The organism is Microbacterium sp. RU1D (genome assembly GCF_900156435.1).
In the GTDB taxonomy this organism is placed as follows: Bacteria; Actinomycetota; Actinomycetes; order Actinomycetales; family Microbacteriaceae; genus Microbacterium.
The window spans coordinates 476175-501108 of sequence record NZ_FTPQ01000002.1; the positions used below are offsets into that span (position 1 = coordinate 476175).

25 protein-coding genes and 2 tRNA genes are annotated in these 24934 nt (G+C 71.0%); 7 read left to right on the forward strand and 20 right to left on the reverse strand.

Features of this window, described 5'->3' with window-relative positions; all coding sequences use genetic code 11:
* Positions 1-4: 4 nt before the first annotated feature.
* The 4 genes from rpmF to B0B15_RS11045 form a co-directional block, all read right to left on the reverse strand.
* Positions 5-214, reverse strand: a complete 210-nt coding sequence (gene rpmF, locus B0B15_RS11030) for a 50S ribosomal protein L32 (RefSeq protein WP_013586329.1) — start codon at positions 212-214, stop codon at positions 5-7.
* A gap of 2 nt (positions 215-216) precedes the next feature.
* Positions 217-711 carry a YceD family protein gene (locus tag B0B15_RS11035; RefSeq protein ID WP_076676477.1) on the reverse strand — a complete coding sequence of 165 codons (495 nt, stop codon included), beginning with the start codon at positions 709-711 and terminating at the stop codon, positions 217-219.
* 184 nt (positions 712-895) lie between these two features.
* Positions 896-1393 carry a pantetheine-phosphate adenylyltransferase gene (gene coaD, locus B0B15_RS11040; protein WP_076676029.1) on the reverse strand — a complete coding sequence of 166 codons (498 nt, stop codon included), beginning with the start codon at positions 1391-1393 and terminating at the stop codon, positions 896-898.
* Positions 1394-1435: 42 nt separating this feature from the next.
* Complete coding sequence (locus B0B15_RS11045; RefSeq protein WP_076676031.1) at positions 1436-3613, reverse strand: ATP-dependent DNA helicase RecG; 2178 nt, start codon at positions 3611-3613, stop codon at positions 1436-1438.
* Positions 3614-3728: 115 nt separating this feature from the next.
* Between B0B15_RS11045 and B0B15_RS11050 the strand changes: the two genes are divergently transcribed.
* Positions 3729-4292: an RsmD family RNA methyltransferase gene (locus B0B15_RS11050; protein ID WP_076676033.1), complete on the forward strand. Its 564-nt coding sequence runs from the start codon at positions 3729-3731 to the stop codon at positions 4290-4292.
* A gap of 147 nt (positions 4293-4439) precedes the next feature.
* Here B0B15_RS11050 and thiL read toward each other — a convergent pair whose 3' ends face one another.
* Positions 4440-5444 carry a thiamine-phosphate kinase gene (thiL, locus tag B0B15_RS11055; RefSeq protein ID WP_076676035.1) on the reverse strand — a complete coding sequence of 335 codons (1005 nt, stop codon included), beginning with the start codon at positions 5442-5444 and terminating at the stop codon, positions 4440-4442.
* A 25-nt stretch (positions 5445-5469) separates the two neighbouring features.
* Here thiL and B0B15_RS11060 point away from each other — a divergent pair, with 25 nt between their 5' ends.
* Positions 5470-5979: a DUF3515 family protein gene (locus tag B0B15_RS11060; protein WP_076676037.1), complete on the forward strand. Its 510-nt coding sequence runs from the start codon at positions 5470-5472 to the stop codon at positions 5977-5979.
* Between the two features lie 210 nt (positions 5980-6189).
* Here B0B15_RS11060 and B0B15_RS11065 read toward each other — a convergent pair whose 3' ends face one another.
* The 6 genes from B0B15_RS11065 to leuC form a co-directional block, all read right to left on the reverse strand.
* A complete protein-coding gene (locus B0B15_RS11065; protein WP_076676039.1) occupies positions 6190-7275 on the reverse strand; it encodes a D-alanine--D-alanine ligase family protein in 1086 nt (361 codons plus the stop codon).
* Positions 7175-8317: an NAD(P)H-dependent glycerol-3-phosphate dehydrogenase gene (locus B0B15_RS11070; protein ID WP_076676041.1), complete on the reverse strand. Its 1143-nt coding sequence runs from the start codon at positions 8315-8317 to the stop codon at positions 7175-7177. Before B0B15_RS11070 ends, B0B15_RS11065 begins: the two co-directional genes overlap by 101 nt.
* The gene (locus B0B15_RS11075) at positions 8307-9053 is read right to left on the reverse strand and encodes a lysophospholipid acyltransferase family protein (protein ID WP_076676043.1); all 747 of its coding nucleotides are present in this window, start codon (positions 9051-9053) and stop codon (positions 8307-8309) included. The genes B0B15_RS11070 and B0B15_RS11075 overlap by 11 nt, the downstream gene beginning before the upstream one ends.
* Before the next feature lie 4 nt (positions 9054-9057).
* Positions 9058-10431: a UDP-N-acetylglucosamine 1-carboxyvinyltransferase gene (murA, locus tag B0B15_RS11080; protein WP_076676045.1), complete on the reverse strand. Its 1374-nt coding sequence runs from the start codon at positions 10429-10431 to the stop codon at positions 9058-9060.
* 63 nt (positions 10432-10494) lie between these two features.
* Entirely contained in the window at positions 10495-11091 is a 597-nt protein-coding gene (gene leuD / locus B0B15_RS11085; RefSeq protein ID WP_076676047.1) for a 3-isopropylmalate dehydratase small subunit, read from the reverse strand.
* A 1-nt stretch (position 11092) separates the two neighbouring features.
* On the reverse strand, positions 11093-12574 hold the full coding sequence (gene leuC, locus B0B15_RS11090; protein ID WP_076676049.1) for a 3-isopropylmalate dehydratase large subunit: 1482 nt from the start codon (positions 12572-12574) through the stop codon (positions 11093-11095).
* A gap of 229 nt (positions 12575-12803) precedes the next feature.
* Between leuC and B0B15_RS11095 the strand changes: the two genes are divergently transcribed.
* Positions 12804-14114, forward strand: coding sequence for an O-acetylhomoserine aminocarboxypropyltransferase/cysteine synthase family protein (locus tag B0B15_RS11095; RefSeq protein ID WP_076676051.1), 1311 nt, complete (start codon positions 12804-12806; stop codon positions 14112-14114).
* Complete coding sequence (locus B0B15_RS11100; protein ID WP_076676053.1) at positions 14111-15424, forward strand: LLM class flavin-dependent oxidoreductase; 1314 nt, start codon at positions 14111-14113, stop codon at positions 15422-15424. The genes B0B15_RS11095 and B0B15_RS11100 overlap by 4 nt, the downstream gene beginning before the upstream one ends.
* Before the next feature lie 233 nt (positions 15425-15657).
* Here B0B15_RS11100 and B0B15_RS11105 read toward each other — a convergent pair whose 3' ends face one another.
* Positions 15658-16719 (reverse strand): TerC family protein, encoded by a 1062-nt coding sequence (locus B0B15_RS11105; protein ID WP_076676055.1) that lies wholly within the window; start codon positions 16717-16719, stop codon positions 15658-15660.
* Between the two features lie 178 nt (positions 16720-16897).
* Here B0B15_RS11105 and B0B15_RS11110 point away from each other — a divergent pair, with 178 nt between their 5' ends.
* Positions 16898-17452 (forward strand): RNA polymerase sigma factor, encoded by a 555-nt coding sequence (locus B0B15_RS11110; protein ID WP_076676478.1) that lies wholly within the window; start codon positions 16898-16900, stop codon positions 17450-17452.
* Positions 17449-18519 (forward strand): DUF4349 domain-containing protein, encoded by a 1071-nt coding sequence (locus B0B15_RS11115; RefSeq protein ID WP_076676057.1) that lies wholly within the window; start codon positions 17449-17451, stop codon positions 18517-18519. The genes B0B15_RS11110 and B0B15_RS11115 overlap by 4 nt, the downstream gene beginning before the upstream one ends.
* A 137-nt stretch (positions 18520-18656) precedes the next feature.
* On the opposite strand, the gene B0B15_RS11120 is transcribed toward B0B15_RS11115, so the two are convergent.
* Positions 18657-18732: transfer RNA gene (locus B0B15_RS11120), tRNA-Glu, on the reverse strand.
* A 186-nt stretch (positions 18733-18918) separates the two neighbouring features.
* On the opposite strand from B0B15_RS11120, the gene B0B15_RS11125 reads away from it, so the two are divergent.
* A complete protein-coding gene (locus B0B15_RS11125) occupies positions 18919-19557 on the forward strand; it encodes an MBL fold metallo-hydrolase (protein ID WP_076676059.1) in 639 nt (212 codons plus the stop codon).
* A 169-nt stretch (positions 19558-19726) separates the two neighbouring features.
* Here B0B15_RS11125 and B0B15_RS11130 read toward each other — a convergent pair whose 3' ends face one another.
* From B0B15_RS11130 to B0B15_RS11160, 7 genes are all read right to left on the reverse strand, one after another.
* Positions 19727-19996, reverse strand: a complete 270-nt coding sequence (locus B0B15_RS11130; protein WP_076676061.1) for an HPr family phosphocarrier protein — start codon at positions 19994-19996, stop codon at positions 19727-19729.
* A gap of 27 nt (positions 19997-20023) precedes the next feature.
* Positions 20024-22084 (reverse strand): PTS fructose transporter subunit IIABC, encoded by a 2061-nt coding sequence (locus B0B15_RS11135; protein ID WP_076676063.1) that lies wholly within the window; start codon positions 22082-22084, stop codon positions 20024-20026.
* Positions 22085-22102: 18 nt separating this feature from the next.
* Complete coding sequence (gene pfkB, locus B0B15_RS11140) at positions 22103-23068, reverse strand: 1-phosphofructokinase (RefSeq protein ID WP_076676065.1); 966 nt, start codon at positions 23066-23068, stop codon at positions 22103-22105.
* Complete coding sequence (locus tag B0B15_RS11145; RefSeq protein ID WP_176776622.1) at positions 23065-23850, reverse strand: DeoR/GlpR family DNA-binding transcription regulator; 786 nt, start codon at positions 23848-23850, stop codon at positions 23065-23067. Before B0B15_RS11145 ends, pfkB begins: the two co-directional genes overlap by 4 nt.
* A gap of 230 nt (positions 23851-24080) precedes the next feature.
* Positions 24081-24497 carry a hypothetical protein gene (locus B0B15_RS11150; RefSeq protein ID WP_076676068.1) on the reverse strand — a complete coding sequence of 139 codons (417 nt, stop codon included), beginning with the start codon at positions 24495-24497 and terminating at the stop codon, positions 24081-24083.
* A gap of 46 nt (positions 24498-24543) precedes the next feature.
* Complete coding sequence (locus B0B15_RS11155; protein WP_176776623.1) at positions 24544-24747, reverse strand: hypothetical protein; 204 nt, start codon at positions 24745-24747, stop codon at positions 24544-24546.
* 89 nt (positions 24748-24836) lie between these two features.
* Positions 24837-24908: transfer RNA gene (locus B0B15_RS11160), tRNA-Gln, on the reverse strand.
* Positions 24909-24934 lie beyond the last annotated feature (26 nt).

The window sequence follows — 24934 nt, forward strand, 5'->3', positions numbered from 1 at the left end:
CCGATCAGACGTCGGCGACCTTGCGGCCCTTGTACTCGAGGAAGAGCTCGGTGCCCTGCGAGTCGGTGACGACCTTCGCCTGGTGGGGGCGGCTGTAGACGACCTTGCCGTTCTCGATGGTCTTGACCAGGGCGGGGGCTTCAGCCTTCCACTGGGCGCGACGCGAACGGGTGTTGGAGCGGGAGACCTTCCGCTTCGGGGGGTTACCTGCCATGTCTAGCTCTTCTCTGTCTTGGGGGCGGCGCGAAGCGCATCGCCGTGGTCTGAGGTGTACTGCTGGAGCGCAGCCCATCGGGAATCGACGGGCGGCTGCTCCGGTTCGCCGGGGCTTTCCGTCAGCCTCTCGCCCGTGTTCGGGTCGAGCCCGGGGCAATCCGGCTGACACACCGGCTGGAACGGAAGCGACAGGACAATGGCATCCCGGACCAGATTTTCAAGATCCACGTGGTCGTCTTGAACGTCGAAGTCGCTCGCTTCTCCCCCAGGATACGCGAAAAGTTCCTGGAACTCGACTTCGACAGGCTCGGTGATGTCGATGAGGCAGCGCCCGCACACGCCCGTGGCGGTGGAGTCGACGGTGCCTGAGACGAGGATGCCCTCGTGCACGGACTCCAGGCGCACCTCGAGTTCGAGCACCTCGCCCTCGGGAACGGAGACGAGACCCTCGCCCCATTTCTCGGGGGCGGGGATGTCGAGGGAGTGCTCGCGCATCTCCCCCGGCTTGCGCTCGATGTCGCGCACGGGGAGCTGGAAAGGTCCGGGACGGTGGGTTCTCACGGTCGACAATGCTACCCGCGCGCCCCTGGACGGGGGCCGGGCGCCGCGGTGGGTCGCCGGGACGCCCGCGATGTCTCACGGGCGCGCCGCCGCGGACCGGGACCGAACTCCCGCGACCTCAGATGTCGCGCGCTCCGGTGTCGAGGAACCGAGCGACGGCCGGCGGGACGTACGGCGACACGTCGCCTCCGAGGCCGGCGACCTGCCGCACGAGCGAGCTTGACACGAGCGCGTGCGAGGGGTCGGGCAGGAGGAACACCGTCTCGACGTGCGCGAGATCACGGTTGACGATCGCCATGGGGGTCTCGTACGCGACGTCGACCTGCGAGCGGATGCCCTTCACGAGCACCTTCGCGCCCACGTCGGTCGCGTAGTCCACGAGCAGCCCCATGCTCCAGGCCGCGACGATCACGTCACCCTCCACGCCGGCCTCCTGGATCGACTGCTCGAGAAGACTCTGCCGCTGTGCGATGGGCAGCATGGCCTCTTTGCCCGGGTTGTGCACGACCAGAACGTGGAGCTGGTCGAACAGTCCGGCCGCGCGTCGGATGACGTCGAGGTGACCGAGGGTGGGCGGGTCGAACGAGCCGGGGACGACGGCGATCCGGGGGTCCATTCCGTCAGCCTAGCGAGCAGTCTCCCTCGCCGCGCCGACCACTCAGGACTTCGCCAGCGCGGCGCGCTCCTCGACGCCGACGCGCCGTTCGAGGGCGGCGGCAAGTCCCGGATGCCGTGTCAGGGCCGGGTCGTCGGCGAGCACGCGCTCGCCCTCGGCGCGGGCCTCGGTGATGAGCGCGGCGTCGGTGACGACACGCAGCAGCCGCAGCGATGACCGCACCCCGGACTGCGCCCCGCCGAGCACATCGCCCTCGCCGCGCAGCTCGAGATCGACCTCGGCGAGGGCGAACCCGTCGAGGGTGGCGGCGACGGCCTCGACCCGCAACCGCGCCGAGGTGCCGGGAGCCGCCTCCGTCACGAGGAGGCACAGACCCGGCAGACCGCCGCGACCCACGCGACCGCGCAACTGGTGCAGCTGCGAGACGCCGAAACGATCGGCCTCGAGGATGACCATCGTCGAGGCGTTCGGCACGTCGACGCCGACCTCGATCACGGTGGTGGCGACCAGCACGTCGATGTCGCCGCGCGAGAAGGCCTGCATCACTGCATCCTTCTCGTCGGAGGCCATCTTGCCGTGCAGGATCTGCACGCGGATGTCGGCGAACCCCGGGAGCTGCGCGAGCAGCGCGTCGACCTGCACCACGCCCCAACGAGTGCGGTTGCCCTCACCCGCGGCGGCGGCCGGGGCGTCGGCGGGCTCGTCGCTCTTGCCGTCGGCGGAGACCTGCTCGGCGTCGATCGCGGGGCACACCACGAACGCCTGCCGCCCGAGCGCGACCTCTTCGGCCACGCGATCCCACACCCGGGCGAACCAGCCCGGCTTCTCGGCCAGCGGAGCCACGAACGACTGGATGCCGGCGCGCCCGGCCGGCATGGTGCGGATGGTCGAGACGTCGAGGTCGCCGAACACCGTCATCGCCACGGTGCGCGGGATGGGGGTGGCGGTCAGCACGAGCGTGTGCGGCGAGTCGCCCTTCGAGCGCAGCGCTTCCCGCTGGTCGACGCCGAACCGGTGCTGCTCGTCGACCACCACGAAGCCGAGGTCGGCGAAAGTGGTCGTGGCACTGAGCAGCGCGTGCGTGCCGACGACGATGCGCGCCTGACCGGATGCCACCCGCAGCGCGGCCTTGCGCCGCTCGGCCGCCGGCATCTGCCCGGTGAGAAGGGTCGGCATGAGCTCCGGAGCGAGCTGCGGACCGAGCATGCGCGCGATCGAGCGCAGGTGCTGACCCGCGAGCACCTCGGTGGGCGCGATGAGCGCGGATTGGCCGCCCGACTCGGCGACCTGAAGCATGGCGCGCAGGGCGACAAGAGTCTTGCCGGAACCGACCTCGCCCTGAACGAGCCTGTTCATCGGCCAGTCGCCGACGAGGTCGGCCGCCAGCTGAGCACCCACGCTCTGCTGGTCGGGGGTGAGCTCGAACGGGAGGATGGCGTCGAAACGCTCGAGCAGCCCTCCCGGGGTCGCCGGCCGCTTGGCGGCGGACAGCGCACGCACGAACTGGCGCTGCTGCAGCAACGCCGTCTGCAGGACGAAGGCCTCCTGCATGCGCAGCGTCTCGACCGCCGGCGGGATGTCGTCGTCGCTCTCGGGGCGATGGATGCGCTCGAGCGCGGCGCGCGCGTCGAGCAGACCGCGACGGGAGCGCAGGTCATCGGGCAGAGGGTCGTCGATCTCGCCCAGTCCGTCGAGCACGAGCGCGATCGTCTTCTGCACGAGCGTGCTCGGCACGGCGCTGGTCGCCGGGTAGATGGGGATGGGCCGCTTGGCCGTGACCTCGGCCTCGGCCCGCGCCTCGGCGATGTCGTCGAAAAGCTCGTAGTCGGGGTTGGTCAGCTGCGTCTGCCGCCGGTACTCGCCGACCTTGCCGGAGAAGATCCCCCGCCGACCGGGAGTCAGGTCTTTCAGCCGCCACGGCTGGTTGAAGAACGTGAGCGACATGCGCCCGTCACCGTCGCTGATGGTGACCTCCAGCAGCGATCCGCGGCGGTTCTGCATGCGCCTCTCGTTCGCGCTGACCACCTCGGCGACGATCGTCACGGGCTCGCCCAGCGGCAGGGTGGCGATCGGCGTGAGCTCTCCCCGACGCGCGTAACGGCGGGGGTAGTGCTCGAGGAGCTCGCCCACCGTCCTGACCCCGAACGCCTTGTCGAACGCCGTCGCCGTCTTGCCGCCGACGGCCCCGTCGAGGCGGGAGGCGAGCGAGAATCCGGGCATGCTCCGAGTCTAGGCAGCCCCTCCGACACCCACGCGCTCGCGCCTGCAGCACCCGGAGCACCACCCGCACGGCGGCGGGGTCCGCCGCGCGCGGCTCTCGCCGTAGGGTGGGACGGTGACGCGCATCATCTCGGGCCGCGCCGGCGGCACCGTCCTGGACGTCCCCCCGAAGGGCACGCGCCCCACCAGCGACCGAGTGCGCGAGTCGCTCTTCGGCGCCCTCGAATCGGCGGGCGCGCTCGACGACGCACGCGTGGCCGACCTCTACGCCGGGTCCGGCGCGCTCGGCCTCGAGAGCCTGAGTCGCGGCGCGGCATCCGCCGACCTCGTCGAGCTTTCCGCCCCCGCCGCAGCCCTGATCCGCAAGAACGGCGAGCGGCTGCGCACGGCGGGCGTGACCGCCCCCGCGCGCGTGCACCGCGCCAACGTCACGACCTACCTCTCGGCATCCGCGCAGGTCTGGGACCTCGTCTTCATCGATCCGCCCTACGACGTCACCGAGGCCGAGATCACGGGCGTCCTCGTCGCGCTCGCCCCCCGTCTCAGCGCCGACGCGACGGTGATCGTGGAACGGGCCAAGCGCTCCCCCGCACCCGATTGGGCCGCCGCCGGGCTCGAGGCCGACCGGGACCGCGCCTACGGCGACACGACGATGTGGTGGGGACGCCCCACCGCCTGAGCCCGCCCCGCCGCATGGCACATCGCCTGGCGCCGCGCGTCCCGACGCGGGCGCCGCGCGCCCCGACGCGGGCGCCACGCCCCCGAAGCGGTGTGCCCGCCCTGCGCAGTCGTCCAGGCAGGGGCGCCCGTCCGGCGTAACGCGCCCTCAGCCGCGTCCCGCGTCCCAGTCCCGGTACGGGTCCCAGCCGCCGAGCCCGTCCCACGCGCGACCGTCGACGCGCACCGCCTCGCCGTCACGCGCGACCACCGTGCCGATGCGCCGGCCGCGGGGCTCGGCATCCGGGGGGAAGGTCACGAGGAAGCCGTGGTCCTCTCCCCCGTCGAGCGCGCGCGCGGGCTCGTCGCCGAGGGTGGCGCTGTCGATCTCGATCGTGACATCCGACGCGTCGGCGAGGCGCGTGGCGTCGAGTACGAGGCCGTCGGAGATGTCCATCATGGCCGTCGCCCCGGATGCCGCGGCCGCCAGCGCCTCCGCGAGCGGCGGGCGCGGAGCGAGCTGGCGCAACACAGCCCGCGCGTCGGTGGGATCGAGCGCCTCACGGACCTCCGGAGTCAGCGGGACGGGGGCGCCGTCGGCGTCGGTGAAGCGCCGGAAGAGCACCTCCAGGCCCCGCGCCGCCTCGCCCAGCTCGCCGATGACGTAGACACCGTCGCCCACGCGGGCACCCGAACGGCGTACGGGGTCGCGGCCGTCGAGGCTGCCGAGCGCGGTCACGGCGATGGTGAGGGTGTCGGAGACGGTGAGATCGCCGCCTTCGACCGCGCACCCCGGGGCGAGCTCGGCGCACGCGGCCGCGAGACCGTCGGCGAATCCGCGCACGAATGACACGGGCGTCGCATCGGGCATCGCCAGCGCCACGAGCAGGGCCACGGGACGCGCGCCCATCGCCGCCACGTCGGCGAGGTTGACCGCCGCGGCCTTGAAACCGAGGTCGAACGGGGACGACCACGCGAGGCGGAAATCCGGCCCGTGCACGAGCGTGTCGGTCGTGGCCACCACGCGTCCGTCGGGCACCGCGAGCACGGCGGCGTCATCGCCCGGACCCACGGGCGCGGTCGAGGGCGGGAGGCGGTCGAGGATGCCGCGGAGGATCTGCCCCTCGGACAGCTCCCCCACCGTGCTCTCGCGGGTGGTCTCGGCGTCGGTCACGCTCCCACGCTATTAGCCTGGAGGGGTGCCCCGCTCTCCCCGTACACTCGCGCTGCTGACCGTCCTCGCCCTGCTGCCGGGGCTCGCGGCGTGCAGCACGACGGTGGCGATGGAGCCGGCGAAGGACGCGAACGACCCGGCCTGCGCCGACATCGTCTCGCGCCTGCCGCAGTCGATCTCTGGGCAGGAGCGCCGGTGGACGGACGCCCAGGCCACCGGGGCGTGGGGCGACCCGGCGGCGATCCTCATGACGTGCGGCCTCGAGGCGCCCGGCCCCTCGACGCTCCCCTGCCGCTCGTTCGACGGCGTGGACTGGCTCGTCGACGAGTCGCAGGCCGCCGAGAACCGCTACACGCTCACCACGTTCGGTCGCACGCCCGCGCTCCAGGTGTACCTCGACTACGAGGCGGCGAGCAGCGGCGACGTCGCCCAGGCGCTCGGACCGCTCATCCGCACCTACCTGCAGCCCACGGGGTCGGTGTGCACCGCGGCCTCCGACGCGACGGCAACCCCCAGCCCGACTCCCGCGTCGTAGTCGCCCCGCGCACTCGTTCGACCGGTCCCCCGCCCCGGCCGGCGGACGGATGCCGTGCCCACGACGGCAGGGGATCCGCCGGACACGCCGTCACCCGGCATCCATCCCTCGGCGTGTCGCGTCAACGACCCGCCGTCGCGCACGCCCTCGGCGCGGCGGACTGCCCATGCTCGCGGCGGGACACCCGCGACGGGCGGCGCGGCCGCGACCTCAGGCCTTCTCGAGTGCGGCGTCGAGCAGGTCGCTGATGAGATCCGGGTACGACAGGCCCGACGTGATCCAGCACGTGGGGAACATCGAGATCGGGGTGAACCCCGGCATCGTGTTGACCTCGTTCACGTAGAACTCGGTGCCCGTGTAGAAGAAGTCCACGCGCGCGAGACCCTGTCCGCCGATCGCCTCGAACGCCCGCGCGGCAATCCGCTGCATCTCGGCCAACTCGCCGTCGGCCAGTTCCGCCGGGCACACGAGGTCGACGCCCGGGGCGTCGAGGTACTTCGCCTCGAAGTCATAGAACTCGCGACCCGTGACGACGATCTCCCCTGCGACGCTGACGCGCACCGGGCCCCCGTCACGGCCGGGCAGAACGCCGCACTCGAGCTCGCGCCCGACAATCGCCTGCTCGACCAGCACGAGCCGGTCCTCGGCGAACGCGACGTCGAGCGCGGCATCCAGGTCCTCCCAGCGCGACACCTTGGTCACACCCACGCTCGAACCCGCTTCGTTGGGCTTGACGAACACCGGCAGATCGAGAGCGCGCATGCGCCGCTCCCACAGTCCGCGATCGCGCGCGAGGTCCGCCCGCGTGACCGCGACCCACGGCACCACCGGCACGTTCGCCGAGCGCAGCACCTGCTTGGTGACGTTCTTGTTCATGCCGATCGCCGACATGAGCACGCCGCCGCCGGCGTACGGGATGCCGAGCAGCTCCAGCAGTCCCTGCACGGTGCCGTCTTCTCCGAAGCGTCCGTGCAGGATCGGGAACACGACGTCGACCTCGCCCAGGGAGCGGGTGCCCTCGGCATCCGTCACCGTCCATTCGCGCGACAGTGTCGAGTCGGGCAGGCGCACGCGCGTGCCGTTGTCGCGCACCTCAGGCAGCGCGTCGGGGATCAGCGCGAACTTGTCAGGGTCGTCGTCCTCGAGCACGAAGGCGCCGTCGCGGGTGATGCCGACCGGGATCACCCGGAAGCGGTCACGGTCGATCGCCCGCAGCACCCCGCCCGCCGTGGCGGAACTGATCGAATGCTCGCTGGAGCGCCCGCCGAAGAGCACCACCACCACCGGTCTGGTCATTCTGCGTCCTCTCGCCCTGCGGCTGATCGTCGTCTGTGGTCAGGTGCGGGGCGATGTCGCGGGGATCCATGGTCCCGTCGAGCACCATCTTCACCTGTTGCACGATGGGCATGTCGACGCCGACCTGCTTCGCGAGCTGGAGAACCGGGGCCACGGATGCCAGACCCTCCGCGGTCTGCTGCATCTGGGTGACGACCTCTTTGTAGCCGTACCCCTGGCCGAGCAGACGCCCCGCCGTGTTGTTGCGGCTGAGCGGCGACTGGCACGTCGCGATCAGGTCGCCGAGGCCCGCCAGGCCCTGGAGCGTTTCGGGCTGCGCGCCCTGCGCGACGGCGAAGTCGGTCATCTCGACGAGCCCGCGCGTGATGATCGACGCCTTCGTGTTCTCGCCGTAGCCGACGCCGTCGACGATGCCGATCGCCACCGCGATGAGGTTCTTCAGCACGCCGCCGAACTCCGTGCCGATCACGTCGGTGTTCACGAAGGAGCGGAAGTAGCGGTTGCGCGCACGCCGCGCGACGGCCTCGGCCGTCTCGGGGCTCAGCGAGCTGATGACCGCGGCGGTCGGCTGCTCGCGCGCGATCTCGAGCGCGAGGTTGGGTCCGGATGCCACCGCGATGCGCGCCGGGTCGCACTCCAGCACCTGTTCGATGACCTGGCTCATGCGCAGGCCCGACGATTTCTCGACGCCCTTCATGAGTGACACGAGCGGCACGTCGGTGCGCTCCACGAGCGGCCGGATCGCGGCGAGGTTCTCGCGCAGCGACTGACTCGGCACCGACAGGTAGATCTGCTCCGCGCCCGTCAGCGCCTCGGCCAGATCGGTGGTCGCCGTCATGGTGCGGGGCAGGTTGATGCCCGACAGGTACCGGCTGTTGCGCTTGGACTCGGTGATCTCGGCCGCGAGCTCCGGGCGCCGCGCCCACATCACGACCGAAGCTCCGCCGTCGGCGAGGATCTTGCCGAACGTGGTGCCCCAGCTGCCGGCGCCGACGACGGCGACCTTGGGGCCCGCGGCCGGCTGCGGGTTCTTACGAGTCAAGGCGGCCCGTTTCGTTCTGTCCGTGCTGCGTGGGGTTCCACCGCTCCGCGGGCGCGGGGATGCCGCGGATGCCGGAGAGCATCTCCGTGATGCGGTTCATCATCGCGTCGGTCGCGCGCGTCAGCGTCGCCGGGTGGGTCGGCGCGTCGGCGTAGGCCGATAGGTCCATCGCCGGACCGAACTCGACGACCACGCGCGAGCGGCGCGGGAAGCGCAGCTTGCCGTAGCGCGGGAGGATCTCCTGCACGCCCCACTGCGCCATCGGGATGAGCGGGAGATCGCCCGCGAGGGCGAGACGCACCGCACCCGTCTTGCCGCGCATGGGCCACAGCTCGGGGTCGCGCGTGAGCGTGCCCTCGGCGTACACGATGACCCCGCGGCCGTCGCGGGCGATCTGCTCGGCGGCCTTCATCGACTGGTTGGCGCTCGTCGAGGTGCGCGGCACCGGGACCATGCCTGTCGCCTTCAACGCCGCCCCGAGCACGGGGACCCGGAACAGGCTCTCCTTCGCCATGAAGCGCGGAGCACGACCGACCCGCCACACCGAGACGGCGACGATGAGGGGGTCGAACTCCGAGTTGTGGTTGGGAGCGAGGACGTACGCCCCCTCCCGTGGGAGGTTCTTCGCACCACGGATCTCGATGCGGGCGAACAGCCCGGTGAGGGGGACGACGATCGCGGCGAGCGGCCAGAAGGCGCTCGGGCGGCTCTTCTCGGGCGAGGACGAGGACGCCATCGCGTCAGCCCACGACGTCGAAGTCGGCGTGCAGAGCCGTCAGCTTCTCGAGGAACTTCTCGTATCCGCGCCGGATGATGCCGATGTTCCGCACCGTCGACTCGCCCTCGGCCGCGAGGGCGGCGATGACGTAGCTGTACCCGCCGCGCAGGTCGGGCACCTCGACGTCGGCCGCGTGCAGGGGCGTCGGCCCGTTGATCACGGCGGCCTGCTCGAGATCGCGACGCGGGACGCGGCGGTCGGGGCTGTCGAGACCCTTGGGGTGCACGACGATGTCGGCGCCCATCTTGTTGAGCGCGGCAGTGAATCCGAGCCGATTCTCGTAGACGGTCTCGTGCACGGTCGAGGTGCCGGGAGCCTGCGTGAGCGCGACGATGAGCGGCTGCTGCCAGTCGGTCATGAAGCCGGGGTGGACGTCGGTCTCGACCATGACCGGCTTGAGCGTCTCGCCCCGACGGAACAGGATGCCGTCCTCGCGGACGTCGAACCAGCCGCCGGCCTTGCGGAACACGTTGAGGAACGTCAGCATGTCCTGCTGGCGCGCGCCCTTGGCGAAGATCTCGCCGTCGGTCGCGAGGGCGGCGCACGCCCAGGAGGCGGCCTCGTTGCGGTCGAAGATGGCGCGGTGGTCGTAGCCGACGAGCTTGTCGACACCCTCGATGAAGATGACCCGGTTGGGCTCGTACGAGATGATCGCGCCCATCTTCTGCAGCACGGCGATGAGGTCCATGATCTCGGGCTCGATTGCGGCGTTGCGCAGCTCCGTGACGCCCTTCGCGCGCACGGCGGTGAGCAGCACCTGCTCGGTGGCGCCGACGCTGGGGTACGGAAGCGTGATGTTCGCGCCGTGCAGACCGTTGGGCGCCGTGATGCGGATGCCTTCGTAGCTCTTGTCGACGACGGCTCCGAACGCGCGCAGCGCGTCCATGTGGAAGTTGATCGGCCGGTCACCGATGCGGCATCCACCGAGGTCGGGGATGAGCGCCTCGCCGAGGAGGTGCAGCAGGGGGCCGCAGAAGAGGATCGGGATGCGCGACGCCCCCGCGTGCGCGTCGATCTCCTCGAAGTGCGCGGCGACGGCGCCCGACGGGTCGAGGTGCAGCGTGCCCTCTTCGTCGCCCTCGGTCACGGTGACGCCGTGCACCTCGAGGAGGGAACGCACGACCTTGACGTCGCTGATCATCGGTACGTCGCGCAGGGTGCTCGTGGTCTCGCCCAGCAGGGCCGCCACCATCGCCTTGGTCACGAGGTTCTTCGCGCCCTTGACCTCGACGGTGCCCTTCAGCGGGCGTCCGCCGCGGATGGTCAGGGTCTCGGCCGACTCCCAGTCCGGCTGTCCGGGGGTGCGGTCTCCGGAATCGGTGACGAGTGTGCTCATAGGGGGGTGGACCTCACTTCGTGGACGAGGGGCGGCGAATCGACCCGATCGGGTCGATCGGGGTCAGCGGACCGGAAGGGTCCGCGGCCGCCATGCCTCGCGGCGCGCCTCGAACTGCGTGATCTTGTCTTCGTCACGCAGCGTGAGCCCGATGTCGTCGAGCCCTTCGAGAAGCCGCCACCTAGTGTAATCGTCGATCTCGAACGAGACCTGGAGCTCGCCCACCGTGGCGGTCTTCGCCTGCAGATCGACCGTCATCTCGACGCCCGGGTGCGCCTCGATCGCCGCCCAGACGCGCTCCAGATCCTCTTCCGTGATCACGCCCGTGACCAGGCCCTGCTTGCCGGAATTGCCCCGGAAGATGTCGGCGAACTTCGGGCTGAGCACGACGCGGAAACCGTAGTCGCGCAGCGCCCACACGGCGTGTTCGCGGCTGGAGCCGGTGCCGAAGTCGGGGCCGGCCACGAGGACGGATGCCGACCGGTACGCGTCCTGGTTGAGCACGAAGTCGGGGTCCTGACGCCAGTTGGAGAACAGGGCGTCGTCGAAGCCGGTCTTCGTCACACGCTTCAGGAAGACGGCGGGGATGATCTGGTCGGTGTCGACCGCCGAGCGCTTCAGCGGGGCGGCGATACCGGTGTGCGTGGTGAACTTCTCCATGTCAGGCCTCCGCCCCGGTCGAAACGGTCTCCGCGAGAAGCGGGTCGAGGTCCGCGGGGCTGGAGAGCGTCCCGCGCACGGCGGTGGCGGCGGCCACGAGGGGCGAGACCAGGTGCGTACGCCCGCCCTTGCCCTGACGACCCTCGAAGTTGCGGTTCGACGTCGACGCGCAGCGCTCCCCCGGCGCGAGCTGGTCGGGGTTCATGCCCAGGCACATCGAGCATCCCGCGAAGCGCCACTCGGCGCCGAACGCGGTGAAGACCTTGTCGAGACCCTCGGCCTCGGCCTCGAGCCGCACCCGTGCGGACCCCGGCACGACCATCACGCGGACGTTCTCGGCCTTCGTGCGGCCCTCGATGACGGAGGCGAAGGCGCGCAGGTCTTCGATGCGGCTGTTGGTGCACGAGCCCATGAACACGGCATCCACCGGGATGTCCTTCATCGGGGTACCCGCCTCGAGGGCCATGTACTCGAGGGCCCGCTCGGCGGCGGCGCGCTCGTTCGGGTCGGCGATGTCGGCCGGCGTCGGCACGACGTCCGACAGCGACACGCCCTGACCGGGGTTGGTGCCCCAGGTGACGAAGGGCTCGAGCTCGTTCGCGTCGAGGAACACCTCGGCGTCGTAGACGGCGCCCTCGTCGCTGGGGAGGGTGCGCCAGTAGGCGACCGCGTCGTCCCAGTCCGCGCCCTGCGGGGCGTGCGGCTTGTCCTTGACGTAGGCGAAGGTCGTCTCGTCGGGGGCGATCATGCCGGCACGCGCGCCCGCCTCGATCGACATGTTGCACATGGTCATGCGCCCCTCCATCGAGAGGGAGCGGACCGCGCTGCCGCGGAACTCGAGCACGTAGCCCTGGCCGCCGTTCGCGCCGATCTTGGCGATGATCGCGAGGATGATGTCCTTCGCGGTGACGCCGGGCTTGAGGTCGCCCTCGACGGTGATCGCCATCGTCTTGAAGGGCTTCAGCGGCAGGGTCTGCGTCGCGAGCACGTGCTCGACCTCGCTCGTGCCGATGCCGAACGCCATCGCCCCGAAAGCGCCGTGCGTGGAGGTGTGCGAGTCGCCGCACACGACGGTGATTCCCGGCATGGTGAGGCCCAGCTGCGGACCCACCACGTGGACGATGCCCTGTTCCTTGTCGCCCAGCGAGTGGATGCGCACGCCGAACTCGTCGGCGTTGCGCCGCAGGGTGTCGATCTGCGTGCGGCTGGTGAGGTCGGCGATCGGCTTGTCGATGTCGAGCGTCGGGGTGTTGTGGTCTTCCGTGGCGATCGTCAGGTCCAGACGCCGCACCGGGCGCCCCTCGGCGCGCAGGCCGTCGAACGCCTGCGGACTGGTGACCTCGTGCACGAGGTGCAGGTCGATGTAGATGAGGTCGGGCTGGCCGTCCTCGCCCTTGACCACGAGGTGGTCGTCCCAGACCTTCTCGGCCAGAGTGCGGGGGCGATCCGGAACGTGGCTGCCGTCGATCGATGTGCTGCTCATGGTGGCGTTTCTCCTCGGAAGGGGTGTGAGGCCCGCGACGAACTCCGCGACGAGAGAGGCCTAGGACAAGGTCTCGTCGCGGCCGCTAAGGAGGAGGCGAGCGATCCGCACCCGGTCACGATACCACCGGCCACGGGGCCGCCCTCCGCGTAACACGGCGCCGCACATTTCGACGGTCGCCGCACGGGCGTGCGAATCTGGCCCGATCCCGAAGGAAGGAGCGCGCCCCATGACCGCAGGTGCCGACACCGGATTCTCGACCCGCCAGGTACACGCGGGCGCTGCCACCGCCCCCGCGACGCCGCGCGCGACGCCCATCTACCTGACCGCCGGATTCACCTTCAGCGACCTCGACGAATCGGCCGAGCACTTCGGCACGGGCGCCGGATTCGGGTACAGCCGCACGGGCAACCCCACCGTGCAGGCCGTGGAGCAGCGGCTGGCCTCGCTCGAGGGCGGCGATCAGGCGGTCCTCGTCTCCAGCGGCCAGGCGGCCGTGACCGTCGCCCTGCTCGCCCTCGCCGGTGCCGGCGACCACGTCGTCGTGTCGGAGCACATCTACGAGGGCACGCGCGGGCTCCTCCTCGACAACCTCGCCCGATTGGGCATCGAGACGACTTTCGTCGACGTCTCCGACCTGGATGCCCTTCGCGCGGCCATCACGCCGCGGACGAAGGCGCTCTTCGCCGAGACGCTCTCGAACGCCCGCAACGACGTGCTCGACGTCGCCGCCGTCGCCGCGGTGGGGGCGGAGACCGGCATCCCCCTCGTGGTCGACAGCACCTTCACCACGCCCTACCTCCTGCGCCCGATCGAGCACGGCGCGGCGGTCGTGGTGCACTCGGCGAGCAAATTCCTGGCCGGGCAGGGTGCGGTGCTCGGTGGCGTCATCGTCGACGACGGACGCTTCGACGCCGTGGCATCCGGCCACCTCTTCCCCCACCTCGTGCAGACCGACCGCCTGGGAGGCGCGAGCTATGCCGAGAAGCACGGCGCCCGTGCGCGCGGCCAGTACATCCGCGAGAGCGTGGCGCCGCGCTTCGGCCCCTCCCCGTCGCCTCTCAACGCCTTCCTCATCGGTCAGGGCATCGAGACGTTGAGCCTGCGCGTGGAGCGCCAATCGACCAACGCCCTCGTCGTGGCGCGGTGGCTCGAGGAGCGCCCCGAGGTGGAGCGCGTCGACTACGTCGGGCTCGAGTCGCACCCCCACCACGCTCTGGGCGAGCGGTACCTGCGGGCCGGGCACGGTTCGGTGTTCACCCTGACCCTGCGCGGGGGACTCGAGGCCGCACGCCACCTCGTGCAGTCCGTGCGCCTCATCACGCACATGACGCACCTGGGAGATGTGCGATCGCTCGTCCTGCACCCGCAGAGCACCTCGCACTCCGCGCGCACGGTCGCCGAGCGCGAGCGCGCGGGCGTCTTCCCGGGTACGGTGCGCCTGTCGATCGGCATCGAAGACGTCGACGACATCATCGCCGACCTCGAGCAGGCGCTGGTCGGGGTCCCGTCGATCGAACGGAAGACGGTGGTCTTGTGAGCCGTCTGCAGCACTTCGGCTGGTTTCTCGCGCGCGGCTTCGGCCCCCACGGGTGGGGGCACCCGTACCTGCGGTGGAACCACCGCTGGACCGAGCCCGGCTTGTACCAGGAATCCGCGCGCACCCTCGAGCAGGCGGGGTTCGACCTGCTCATCGTCGAGGACGCGCCCTCGCTCGGCAGCGCCGAGACGATCGACCTCCGCGTGCGTCACGCGTTCGGGGGCCCCAAGCACGACCCCCTGCTGCTCGCGCCCTACCTGTTCGCGGCCACGCAGCACCTCGGCGTCGTCCCGACGGTCAATCCCGCGGCGTACCTGCCGTACACCGCGGCCCGGCAGTTCGCGACGCTCCAGCACCTCAGCGGCCACCGCCTCGGCCTGAACGTCGTCACCGACACCGGCAGCGCGCGTCACTTCTCCACCGACGCGCAGCTGGGCCACGACGCGGCCTACGACCGGGCGGAGGAGTGGCTCGACGGCATCCGCCAGCTCTGGCGCAGCTGGGGCGAGGGCGCTCTCGTCGTCGACGAGGAGTCGGGCGTCTACGCCGACGGGACGAAGCTGGATGCCACGCGCCACCGGGGCGAGTACTACGGCTTCGATGGTCCGCTGAACGCCATCCCCTTCAGCGACGGCGAGCCCGCCATCGTCTCCCCCGGCGGGTCGGGCCGCGGACTGTCGTTCGCCGGGCACAACTCCGACGTGCAGCTCGCGCTCGCGCCGCTCGACGAAGCGAGCATCCGCGCCTACCGGGGGCGCATCCACGCCGCGGCCGAGGCGGCGGGCCGCACGGCTGCCGACATCAAGATCCTCTTCGCGATCCAACCCGTGCTCGTGGCTTCGCCGGAGGAGGCCGATCGGCTGGTGGCGGCATCCGCGGATCCCTCCGACGACGCCCTCATTGCGATCGCGCGCAAGCAGTCGAGCGACCTCGAGACCGATCTGACCGGTCTCGATCTCGACCGCCCTCTCGACCGTTCGATCTTCGGGGAGCACGTGTCGGAGGGAAGCATCAAGCGCCTCGTCGGGAAGCACGACGACGACGCTCCCTTGCGATCGATCCTCGCGGCGCACGCGCGCCTCGGCCGTTTGAACGACGGCACGGGCTTCGTCGGTACCGCCGACGAGTTCGCCGACCGCATCGAGGAGCTCGGCGACTGGGGCAACGACGGCGTCCTCCTGTGGGGCGACCTCCACCCGGTCACGGTGCACCGGCTGCTCGACGACCTCGTGCCGATCCTCCGGCGCCGCGGCATCCTCCGCGAGGAGTACGTCGAGGGCGGCCTGCAGGCGAACCTGCGCGCGTTCTAGATCCCGGATGCCGCCCGCCCGGCCGATACCCCTTGTCCCTCGTGCGGCGGGTGGACACCCGGCTCAGAACCCTCGTCCCACTTATGGCCGGATGAAGCCGCGTCAACCAGCCATGAGGCGGACACACACCGTTGAAGGCGGGACGAGGGGCAACGGGGCGGCAGGCGACCCCGGCCCGCACGACGCCGATGTGTCGCGCGCGGGTCAGTCGCGCGGGTTGGTCGCGCCCGCGGTCAGTCGCGCTCGGGGTGCTCCACCGTCGAGGGGGTGCCCTTCTCGTCGGCGACGTCGGCCGCGGCATCCTGACGCCCTTCGGCAGCCGGCTCTCGGCGCGCCGCGATCAGACTCGCGACCGTCGCGACGGCCATCGACACGATGATCACCGCGAGCGAGACCCACGTCGAGATCTCGGGTGCCCACTCGATCGGCTCGCCGCCGTTGAGGAACGACAGTTCGTTGACGTGCATCGCGTGAAGGATGAGCTTCACGCCGATGAAGGCGAGGATGAACGCGATGCCGTAGTGCAGGTATTTGAGGCGGTCGAGCAGGTCGCCGAGCAGGAAGTACAGCTGCCGCAGGCCCATGAGGGCGAACAGGTTCGCGGTGAAGACGATGAACGGGCTCTGCGTGATGCCGAAGATCGCGGGGATCGAGTCGATCGCGAAGAGCAGGTCCGTCACGCCGATGGCCACGAACACGATGATCATCGGCGTGAACAGCTTCTTGCCGTTCACGCGCGTGATGACCTTCTTGCCGTCGTAGGAGTCGCTCATCGGCAGGACGCGGCGCAGCGTCCGCACGATGAGGTTCTCCTTCTGCGCGTCGTCATCGTCGTCGCCCGGGAACGCCTGCCGGATCGCGGTGTAGATCAGGAAGAGGCCGAAGAGGTAGAAGATCGGGCTGAAGTTCTCGATGATCGTCGCGCCGACGAGGATGAACGCCCCGCGCAGGACGAGCGCGATGATGATGCCCACCATCAGCACCTCCTGCTGATAGCGACGCGGCACCGAGAACTGGCCCATAATCAGCACGAACACGAAGAGGTTGTCGATCGAGAGGCTGTACTCCGTGAGCCAGCCGGCCACGAACTGTCCCGCGACCTCTCCCCCCGCGACGATCCACAGCACCCCCGCGAAGATCAGTGCCAGCGTGACGTAGAAGACCACCCACAACGTCGACTCCTTCGGCGCCGGGATGTGCGGACGCTTGAGGATGATGAGCAGGTCGGCGATGAGGATGACGACCAGCACCACCAGCGTGATCGTCTGGAAGAGCGGGTCGAGCTGCAGCTCCATCGCGGGGCCTTTCGTCCGGGGGAAACGCTCGAGTCTATCCAGCGCGCTCCGTCGGCCCGCGGGTTGTGCACGTAGATCTCATTGCGTGCGTAGTCGTCCGAGACGATCCGCCACCCACGGACACCTGTCAGTGAGAGAGTGCTCGAAGAGCCTCGCCCGACCGGGAAAGCGGATGCCGATGACCGACGACGTGATCGACGACAGGGCGCTCGTCGCGCGCGCGGCCGGCGGCTCCGAGGCGGCGTTCCGCGCCCTGTATCGCGCGTACGTGCGGCCGGTGTACTGGGTCGCCTTCAGGCTCGTCGGTCAGGCCGCCGATGCCGAGGACGTCACCCAGGAGACCTTCGTCGTCGCCTGGCGGAAGATCCCGTCGCTGCGGCTGGAGGGAGAGTCGCTCCTGCCGTGGCTTGCGACGATCTGCCGCCTGCAGGCGCAGAACCGGCTCCGGGCGCGTCGGCGGCACGGCAGCCACGCCGAACTCGACGCGGACATCCCCGCCGTGGTCGACATCGAGGCGCAGGTCGTGCAGGCGCAGACCGTCGCCGCGATCCTCGCGGCCGTCGATCGGCTCAGCGACCTCGACCGCGAGATCTTCCGCCTGTGCGCCGCAGAGGGCTACGGATACGAGGCCGCCGCCGCGTCGTTGGGCGTATCGCACGGCACGGTGCGCAACCGCCTCTCCCGCATCCGCTCCCGGGTGCGCGCCACCGCGATGGAAACGGAGACCCCATGACCACGCCGACCCTTCCCTCCCTTCCCGCAGAGCGGGTGGATGCCATCGAGACGGCCGTCTTCGGACGAATCGCCGACGAGCGTGATCGGCGTCGTCGACGTCGCCGCGGCGTCTGGACCGGTGTCGGCGCCGCCGCGGCGGTCGTCGTGGTCGCCGCCATCGTGGGGCCCTCGCTCGGCGCCACCTCGGGTGTCAGCGGTTCGTCGACCGTCGCGGGTGCGGGCGACAGTGCGCCGGAGGGAGGGACGATCGACCCATCCGCCCAGGGCTTCGCCGACGCGGAGGCGGGGCCCGCCCCCGTGGCGCCCGACCAGGGCGGGGCGGGAGCCCGGTCCGATGCCTCGTCGACCACCGCCGCCGCGCGGGAGATCGTCGCCACCGGATCGAGCACCGTCGCCGTCGACGACATCGCCGCCGCGATCGAGGCGATCGGCGACGCCGCCACCTCGGCCGGCGGCTACGTCGAGTCGTCTCAGCTCGGTGATGGCGGCGTCGTGATGCCCCTCGAGGGAGCCGCGACAGGCGCGATGCTCTCGTCGGGCTGGATCACCGTCCGGGTCCCCGCCGCCTCGCTGCAGCGGGTGATGGACAGTCTGGGTGCGGTGGGCGAGGTGACGGCGACCAGCGTGACGCGGTCCGACGTCACCGACCAGGCGATCGACCTGCGCGCGCGGGTGGCCGCGGGCGAGGCCTCCGTCGCCCGACTCACCGACCTGATGGCGCAGGCCGCGTCGGTCTCGGACCTCATCGCCGCCGAGTCCGCGCTCGCCGAGCGCCAAGCGCAGCTCGACAGCGATCGGCAGATCCTGCAGTCGCTGTCGTCGCAGGTGGCGATGTCGACGCTGAGCGTGCAACTCACCGCACGCACGGCGTCCGTCGCCGCCGACCCGGCGGGCTTCGGCGACGGCCTCACGGCCGGGTGGAACGGCCTCGTGGCGACCCTGAACGGCGTCGTGATCGGCCTGGGCTTCTTGCTCCCCTGGATCGTCGTGGCCGTAATCGCCGCCACCGCCGTGTGGGGCGTGCGTCGGGTGGCCCGCCGTCGCCGCGCGGCACGCGAGGGCTGAGCACGCGCCGCTCCACGGCGCACGACGCCTCGCCTCCGGGCGGTGGGGCCCCACCCGCGCATGCGGCTCCTCGTCCTGCCGAGGTCGCCGACAACGAAGAAGAGCCCCGACCATTCGGTCGAGGCTCTTCTTCGTGTTGGTGACCCCAGCGGGATTCGAACCCGCGTTACCGCCGTGAGAGGGCGGCGTACTAGGCCGCTATACGATGGGGCCGCGTCGCAACGTGTTCAAGTATGCACCACGAATGACGCGCACGCAAAATCAGGGCCGAGCCACCGATATCCCGGGCGTGTCCGGCCACGGTACCGCGATCCAGCGGCCAACGGAAGAGGCGTTGCACGCTGTTCATCGTGCGCGCCAGCGCTTGCCGCCCGTGGCATCCGGGAGTTGGATCGGAGTATGCGCCTCACGAAGCACGAACACGCCGCCCTCGTCGTCGTCGAATCCGGGCACACGCTCGTCATCGACCCCGGCACCTTCACCTCTCCCCTCGAAGACCTGGTGGGCCTCGTCGGCGTGGTCATCACGCACGAGCACCCCGATCACTGGACCCCCGAGCACCTCACCCGCCTGCAGAAGGCGCACCCGGGCGTGCCGATCTACGGCCCCGAGGGCGTGCGCGACGCCGCCGCGGGCTTCGAGATCACGGTGGTGAACCCCGGCGACCGCCTCGATCTGGGACCGTTCCACCTCGAGTTCTTCGGCGGGCGTCACGAAGTGATCCACGAGTCCATCCCCGTGGTCGACAACGTCGGCGTCCTCGTCAACGACTCCCTGTACTACCCCGGCGACTCCTACGCCGTGCCGAAGCACAAGAAGGTGGCCCTTCTGGCCGCCCCGGTCGGAGCGCCCTGGCTCAAGATCGGTGACGCGATCGACTACGTCCTCGCGGTCAAGCCCGAGCGCGTGTTCGCGACGCACGACATGACGCTTTCGGTGGCCGGCAAGCAGATGGGCGACGCGCGCCTCACGTGGGCGATCGAGCAGAACGGCGGATCGTTCGTCGACCTCAAGCCGGGCGACTCGGTCGAGGTCTGAGGCCACCCGACGAGCACGACTCCTGCAGAACCGCGCTTCCGGCACCTGCCGGGCCGCTCGACACCGATTCCGCAGGAGGTGTGCACGGCGGCGGCACGTCGGACCCACCAGAACACCGGATGCCACGAGCCCTCAGGCCCGTGACATCCGGTGTTCTGGTGCGGAGTGCTTACTGCGCGTCGAGATCGGTCTCGAGCAGGGCGACGAGCTCGTCGAGCGCCTGCTCGGCGCCCTCGCCCTCGGCCTTGAGCGTCACGACGGTGCCGTGACCGGCGCCCAGACCCATGAGCGACAGGATGCTGCCGGCGTTGAGGTCGGGACCGCCCTGGGCAGCGATGGTGACGGGGACGTTCTTCTCCTGCACGGCCTGCACGAAAAGCTTCGCGGGGCGGGCGTGGAGGCCCGAGGCGCTGGCGATGGTGGCCTGACGTTCTGCCATGGTGAATCCTTCCGATTCGACGGGGTGTTACGCGGCGACCGTGGCTGCGGGAGCGGCCTCGGCGACGGCGGCGTCCTTGGTGCTGCGGCCGATGCCCTTGAGGGCCACGACGATCAGCGCCGTCACGACGGTACCCGCCACGATCGCGAGGGCGAAACCCCAGAACGGGTTGATCGCGAAGAAGACGAAGATGCCGCCGTGCGGGGCGAACGACTGCACACCGAAGAGCATGCTCAGTCCACCCGTGATCGCACCGCCCACCATCGAGGCGGGGATGACGCGCAGCGGGTCGGCCGCTGCGAACGGGATCGCCCCCTCGGAGATGAACGAGGCGCCGAGCAGCCACGCGGCCGCGCCGTTCTCGCGCTCGACCGGGGTGAACTTCTTGCGGGCGAGGAGGGTCGAGGCCAGGGCCATGGCGAGCGGCGGGACCATACCGGCGGCCATCACGGCGGCCATGATCAGGTAGGGCGCGGTGTTGGTCTGGGTGGCGGCGGCGAGGCCCGTCGTGGCGAAGACGTAGGCGACCTTGTTGACCGGCCCACCCAGGTCGAAGCACATCATGAGGCCGAGGATCACACCGAGCAGGATCGCGCCGGCGCCCGAAGCGGCGAGCGAGGTGAGGCCGTCGGTGAGGGCGGTCATGAGCGCGGCGATCGGGCGACCGAGGAACAGGATCATCAGGCCCGAGGCGAAGATCGAGCCCAGGAACGGCACGATGACGACGGGCATGAGTCCACGCAGCCAGCGCGGGGCGTCGAAGCGACCGAGCCACCAGGCGATGAAACCGGCGAGCAGGCCGCCGATGATGCCGCCGATGAAGCCGGCGTTCATGAGCACGGCGACGGCACCGGCGACGAAGCCGGGCGCGATACCGGGGCGGTCGGCGATCGCGTAGGCGATGAAGCCCGCGAGCACGGCGACGATGAAGCCCATGGAGGTCGCGCCGATCATGAAGGCGACCGAGCCGAGGTACTGGCCGACCGGGCCGAGCGGCGAGGTGATGCCCTCGGTGGGAAGGTCCCACAGCGAGTTCTGGATGATGACGTTCGCGGCGTTCTGCGTCACCTGGTAGCCGCCGAGCAGGAAGCCCAAGGCGATGAGGAGACCGCCACCGGCGACGAAGGGGATCATGTAGCTGACACCGGTCAGCAGCCACCGCTGGATGCGGCGGCCGACCGACTGCTGCGCGACCGGAGCGTCGGACGCGGATGCCGCGGCGGCACCGCCCTGCACGCGCGCGGCGTTCGGGTTCTCGCTCGCCGCCAGCGCCTCGGCGATGAGCTGCTTCGGCTGCTCGATGCCGCGCTTGACGCCGGCGCGCACGACGGGCTTGCCCGCGAAGCGCTGCGGCTCGCGCACGTCGACGTCGACGGCGAAGATCACGGCGTCGGCGTCGTCGATCACGCTCTGCGGGAGCGCCTTGTAGCCGCTCGAGCCCTGCGGCTCGACGACGAGCTCGACGCCGTCGGTCTCGGCGCCGGCGGCGGTGAGCGCGTCGGCGGCCATGAACGTGTGAGCGATGCCGGTGGCGCACGCGGTGACGGCGACGATCTTCTTTGTCTTCGTCGCCGTGGCGGTGCGGGCTTCGGCGCGCGTGGCGGCGGGAGCCTCGGCGGCCGCCGCGGGCGCGGGGGTCGGGTTCACGGCATCCGTGATGATGCGCACCGCGTCCGAGGGCGTCTGCGCGGCGCGCAGGCCCGACATGAACTGGTCGTTCATGAGGCTGCGGGCCAGCTGCGACAGCACCGCGAGGTGGGCCTCGTCGGCACCGGCGGGCGCGGCGATGAGGAACACGATGTCGGCGGGGCCGTCGGGGGCGCCAAAGTCGACGCCCGGGGTCAGGCGCGCGAAGGCGAGGGTGGGCTCGGTGACCGAGGCGCTGCGCGCGTGTGGGATGCCGATGCCGCCGGGCAGGCCGGTCTCGTCCTTCTGCTCGCGGGCCCACGCGTCGTCGAAGAGCTCCTGTGCGCTCGTCGCGCGGCCCTGCGCGACGACGCGCTCGGCCAGGGCACGGATCACCGACTGCTTGTCGGTGCCCAGGGGCACGTCGAGAGTGACGAGCTCCGGAGTGATGATGTCGGACATTGTCAGTGACCTCCGTGGTCAGGATGTTGCGATGGGGGTGGCGAAATCGGATACGGCGATCGGCTCGGCGGGCAGATCGGCCGGTGTCGGGGCCTGCGTCCCCGGCAGGGTCGCGGCAGCGGCGCCGTAGGCGATGCTGCGCGCGAGACGGTCGGGGGCCGAGGCCCCGTCGAGGTCGGCCAGCAGGTAACCGGCGAGCGAGCTGTCGCCCGCGCCGACCGTGCTTCGGACCTGGATCTTGGGGGCGCGTCCGCGCCACGCACCCTCGGCGGTGAACAGCAGCGCACCGTCGGCGCCGAGGGTCACGAGGGCGGATGCCGCGCGTTCGGGCACGAGGGCGGTGGCACGCCGCGCGGCCTCGGCGAGCACGTCGACGTCGGCCTCGGCATCCTCGCCCACGAGTTCCGCGAGCTCCTCGTGGTTGGGCTTGATGAGGTCGGGACGGGCGGTCGCGACGACCGCGGCGAGGGCCTCGCCGGAGGCGTCGACGGCGATGCGCGGAGCGGCGGCTCCCCATCGCGACCGTACGGCCTCGATGAGGTCGGCGTAGAAGGTCGCGGGGACGCCGGGCGGCAGCGATCCCGCGAGCACGAGCCAAGTCGCCCCCTCGGCAGCGGCCACGACGCCCGCGGTGAGCGCGGAGGCCTCGGCGGCGCTGAGTTCCGCGCCCGGGAGGTTGAGCTTGGTCGTCTCCCCCGACGGATCGGTGATGGTGAGGTTGGCCCGCGCGCGACCGGCGACCTCGACGAGGTCGAGGGCGATGCCGGTGTCCTCCAACAGGACGCGGTAGGGGTCGTGCTGGCCGACGGGGACGACCGCCCGGGCGGGGGCACCGGCCGCCGAGACGACACGCGCGACGTTGACGCCCTTGCCCCCGGCATCCTCGCGCGACGATGAGGCGCGCTGCACCTCTCCGGGCTGCAGCGCCTCGGACAACACGACGGCGCGGTCGGCCGAAGGATTGGCGGTGAGGGTGACGATCATGCGACACGCACCTCGATGTCGGCGTCGGCGAGGGCCTCGGCCAGGTCGGCGGGCGGCGCCGCATCCGTCACGAGAACGTCGATCTCGTCGAGCTGGGCGAAGCGCACGAGCAATTCCTCTCCGAATTTGGCGGCGTCCGCGACGAGCACGACGCGACGAGCCGACTGGATGATGGCGGCCTTCACCGCGGCCTCGTCGGGGTCGGGCGTGCTCAGGCCGAAGCCCGCGCTCAGGCCGTTCGTACCGACGAAGGCGATGTCGGGCCGCAGCTGGCCGATGGTGCGCACGGTGTGGGCGCCGACGGCGGCGGCGGTGACCCCGCGGACCCGGCCACCGATGGTGGTCAGCGACAGGCGGTCGTCGCCCGAGAGCACGTGCGCGGCCTCGAGCGAGTGCGTGACGACCTCGACGCGGCCGATGCCCGCGCCGAGCGCCTCGGGAAGGAGAGCTGCGACGGCGGCGGGGGTCGTGCCGGCGTCGAGGAACACCGAACCCCGGAAGTCGGGACCGAGCAGCGCGACCGCGGCCGCGGCGATCGCGCGCTTCGCGTCACCGTGGCGCTCGCGGCGCTCGTTCAGCGGGGACTCGGCGGTGCTGGCGCGGCCGATGTCGACGGCGCCGCCGTGCACGCGGCGCAGGGAGCCCAGGCTCTCGAGCCGGTCGAGGTCGCGGCGCACGGTCTCCGTGGTCACGTCGAAGCGGCGGGCGAGATCGACGACGCTGACACGTCCGACCTCGCGCAGTTCGCGCTCGATGAGCTGCTGGCGCTCCATTGCGTACACGGGATCTCCTTCGAGGATTCCCACACAGTACAACATGAAGCCACATGAGGCAACAGATTCGGGCGCCTCCCCCCGCCATCTGCGCGTGCTGTTGTCGAACGGGCGCCCCGTCGACGCGCAGACGCGCCTCCGGGCGTCTCACGGTCGCGGCGACGCCGCCGGACGTCGCCTCCCCGACAGCGAGAGGTGCCCAGGTTCCGCGCCATGCGGCGGTCAGGGCGGGATGGCGACTAGGGCGCGACGACCGAGATGGTGAAGTCGACCTGCTGCCCGTCCGGGCCGGTGACGGTCGCGGCCGTCGTCCCGAGCGCGCGGGCGACGAACCCCGGACGGAACACCGCACCCTCCGACGGACCGCCGGCGGAGAACTCCGCGATCGTGACGTCGGCGGTGGTCCCGGTCCACTCGGCTTCCGTGCCGTCGGGGACGGCGACGACGAGCGCGCTGCCGATGCTGACACTCACGTCGGTGCCCGCGAGATCGCCGGGTGAGACGACGGCCGGCGGGAGCACCTGCTCCCCCGGCGAGGTCGAGGGAGAAGGCGCCGCGATACTCTCCGCCGGAACGGCGGGAGCGGATGCCGTCGGGGTGCAGCCCGCGATGACCAGTGGGAGCGCGACCGCCGCGAGGGCGAAAGTGCGCGGCATCCGCCCTGCCGGGCTTCGCACCGGGAGGAGACCCGACGTCACGCGGTCACTCCCCCGCACCATCGACGGACGGGAGGGGGATGTCGATCGAGGCGACCGGCGCATCCACCAGCCCCAGCAGGCCCGCCGGGGAGGCTTCCGCGCCCTCGTCATCGGGCAGCACCTCGGCGCGCGAGCGGTGCCGCACCGGCTCGCCGGGCAGCCCGGCCCACTCGCTCGGTTCTTCGGGTCGCTGTACGAAGAGTCCCATCGCACCAGTGTGGCCCCGCCGCTTCGGCGCGGGCTGGGAGAAACGGAAAAGTCCCGGTGATCTGTTGATCATCGGGACTTTTCTCGAAGCTGGGGTACCTGGACTCGAACCAAGAACAACGGAACCAGAAACCGCCGTGTTGCCAATTACACCATACCCCAAGGCGCTGAGCCGGAACTCGTGCCGA

Excerpts from the sequence above, each read along its gene's own strand:
- rpmF (WP_013586329.1), bottom strand. The coding sequence starts at position 214 with ATGGCAGGTAACCCCCCGAAGCGGAAGGTCTCCCGCTCCAACACCCGT.
- B0B15_RS11035 (WP_076676477.1), bottom strand. The coding sequence starts at position 711 with ATGCGCGAGCACTCCCTCGACATCCCCGCCCCCGAGAAATGGGGCGAG.
- coaD (WP_076676029.1), bottom strand. The coding sequence starts at position 1,393 with ATGGACCCCCGGATCGCCGTCGTCCCCGGCTCGTTCGACCCGCCCACC.
- B0B15_RS11045 (WP_076676031.1), bottom strand. The coding sequence starts at position 3,613 with ATGCCCGGATTCTCGCTCGCCTCCCGCCTCGACGGGGCCGTCGGCGGC.
- B0B15_RS11065 (WP_076676039.1), bottom strand. The coding sequence starts at position 7,275 with ATGACCAGACCGGTGGTGGTGGTGCTCTTCGGCGGGCGCTCCAGCGAG.
- B0B15_RS11075 (WP_076676043.1), bottom strand. The coding sequence starts at position 9,053 with ATGGCGTCCTCGTCCTCGCCCGAGAAGAGCCGCCCGAGCGCCTTCTGG.
- murA (WP_076676045.1), bottom strand. The coding sequence starts at position 10,431 with ATGAGCACACTCGTCACCGATTCCGGAGACCGCACCCCCGGACAGCCG.
- leuD (WP_076676047.1), bottom strand. The coding sequence starts at position 11,091 with ATGGAGAAGTTCACCACGCACACCGGTATCGCCGCCCCGCTGAAGCGC.
- leuC (WP_076676049.1), bottom strand. The coding sequence starts at position 12,574 with ATGAGCAGCACATCGATCGACGGCAGCCACGTTCCGGATCGCCCCCGC.
- B0B15_RS11095 (WP_076676051.1), top strand. The coding sequence starts at position 12,804 with ATGACCGCAGGTGCCGACACCGGATTCTCGACCCGCCAGGTACACGCG.
- B0B15_RS11105 (WP_076676055.1), bottom strand. The coding sequence starts at position 16,719 with ATGGAGCTGCAGCTCGACCCGCTCTTCCAGACGATCACGCTGGTGGTG.
- B0B15_RS11110 (WP_076676478.1), top strand. The coding sequence starts at position 16,898 with ATGACCGACGACGTGATCGACGACAGGGCGCTCGTCGCGCGCGCGGCC.
- B0B15_RS11115 (WP_076676057.1), top strand. The coding sequence starts at position 17,449 with ATGACCACGCCGACCCTTCCCTCCCTTCCCGCAGAGCGGGTGGATGCC.
- B0B15_RS11125 (WP_076676059.1), top strand. The coding sequence starts at position 18,919 with ATGCGCCTCACGAAGCACGAACACGCCGCCCTCGTCGTCGTCGAATCC.
- B0B15_RS11130 (WP_076676061.1), bottom strand. The coding sequence starts at position 19,996 with ATGGCAGAACGTCAGGCCACCATCGCCAGCGCCTCGGGCCTCCACGCC.
- B0B15_RS11135 (WP_076676063.1), bottom strand. The coding sequence starts at position 22,084 with ATGTCCGACATCATCACTCCGGAGCTCGTCACTCTCGACGTGCCCCTG.
- pfkB (WP_076676065.1), bottom strand. The coding sequence starts at position 23,068 with ATGATCGTCACCCTCACCGCCAATCCTTCGGCCGACCGCGCCGTCGTG.
- B0B15_RS11150 (WP_076676068.1), bottom strand. The coding sequence starts at position 24,497 with ATGCCGCGCACTTTCGCCCTCGCGGCGGTCGCGCTCCCACTGGTCATC.
- B0B15_RS11155 (WP_176776623.1), bottom strand. The coding sequence starts at position 24,747 with ATGGGACTCTTCGTACAGCGACCCGAAGAACCGAGCGAGTGGGCCGGG.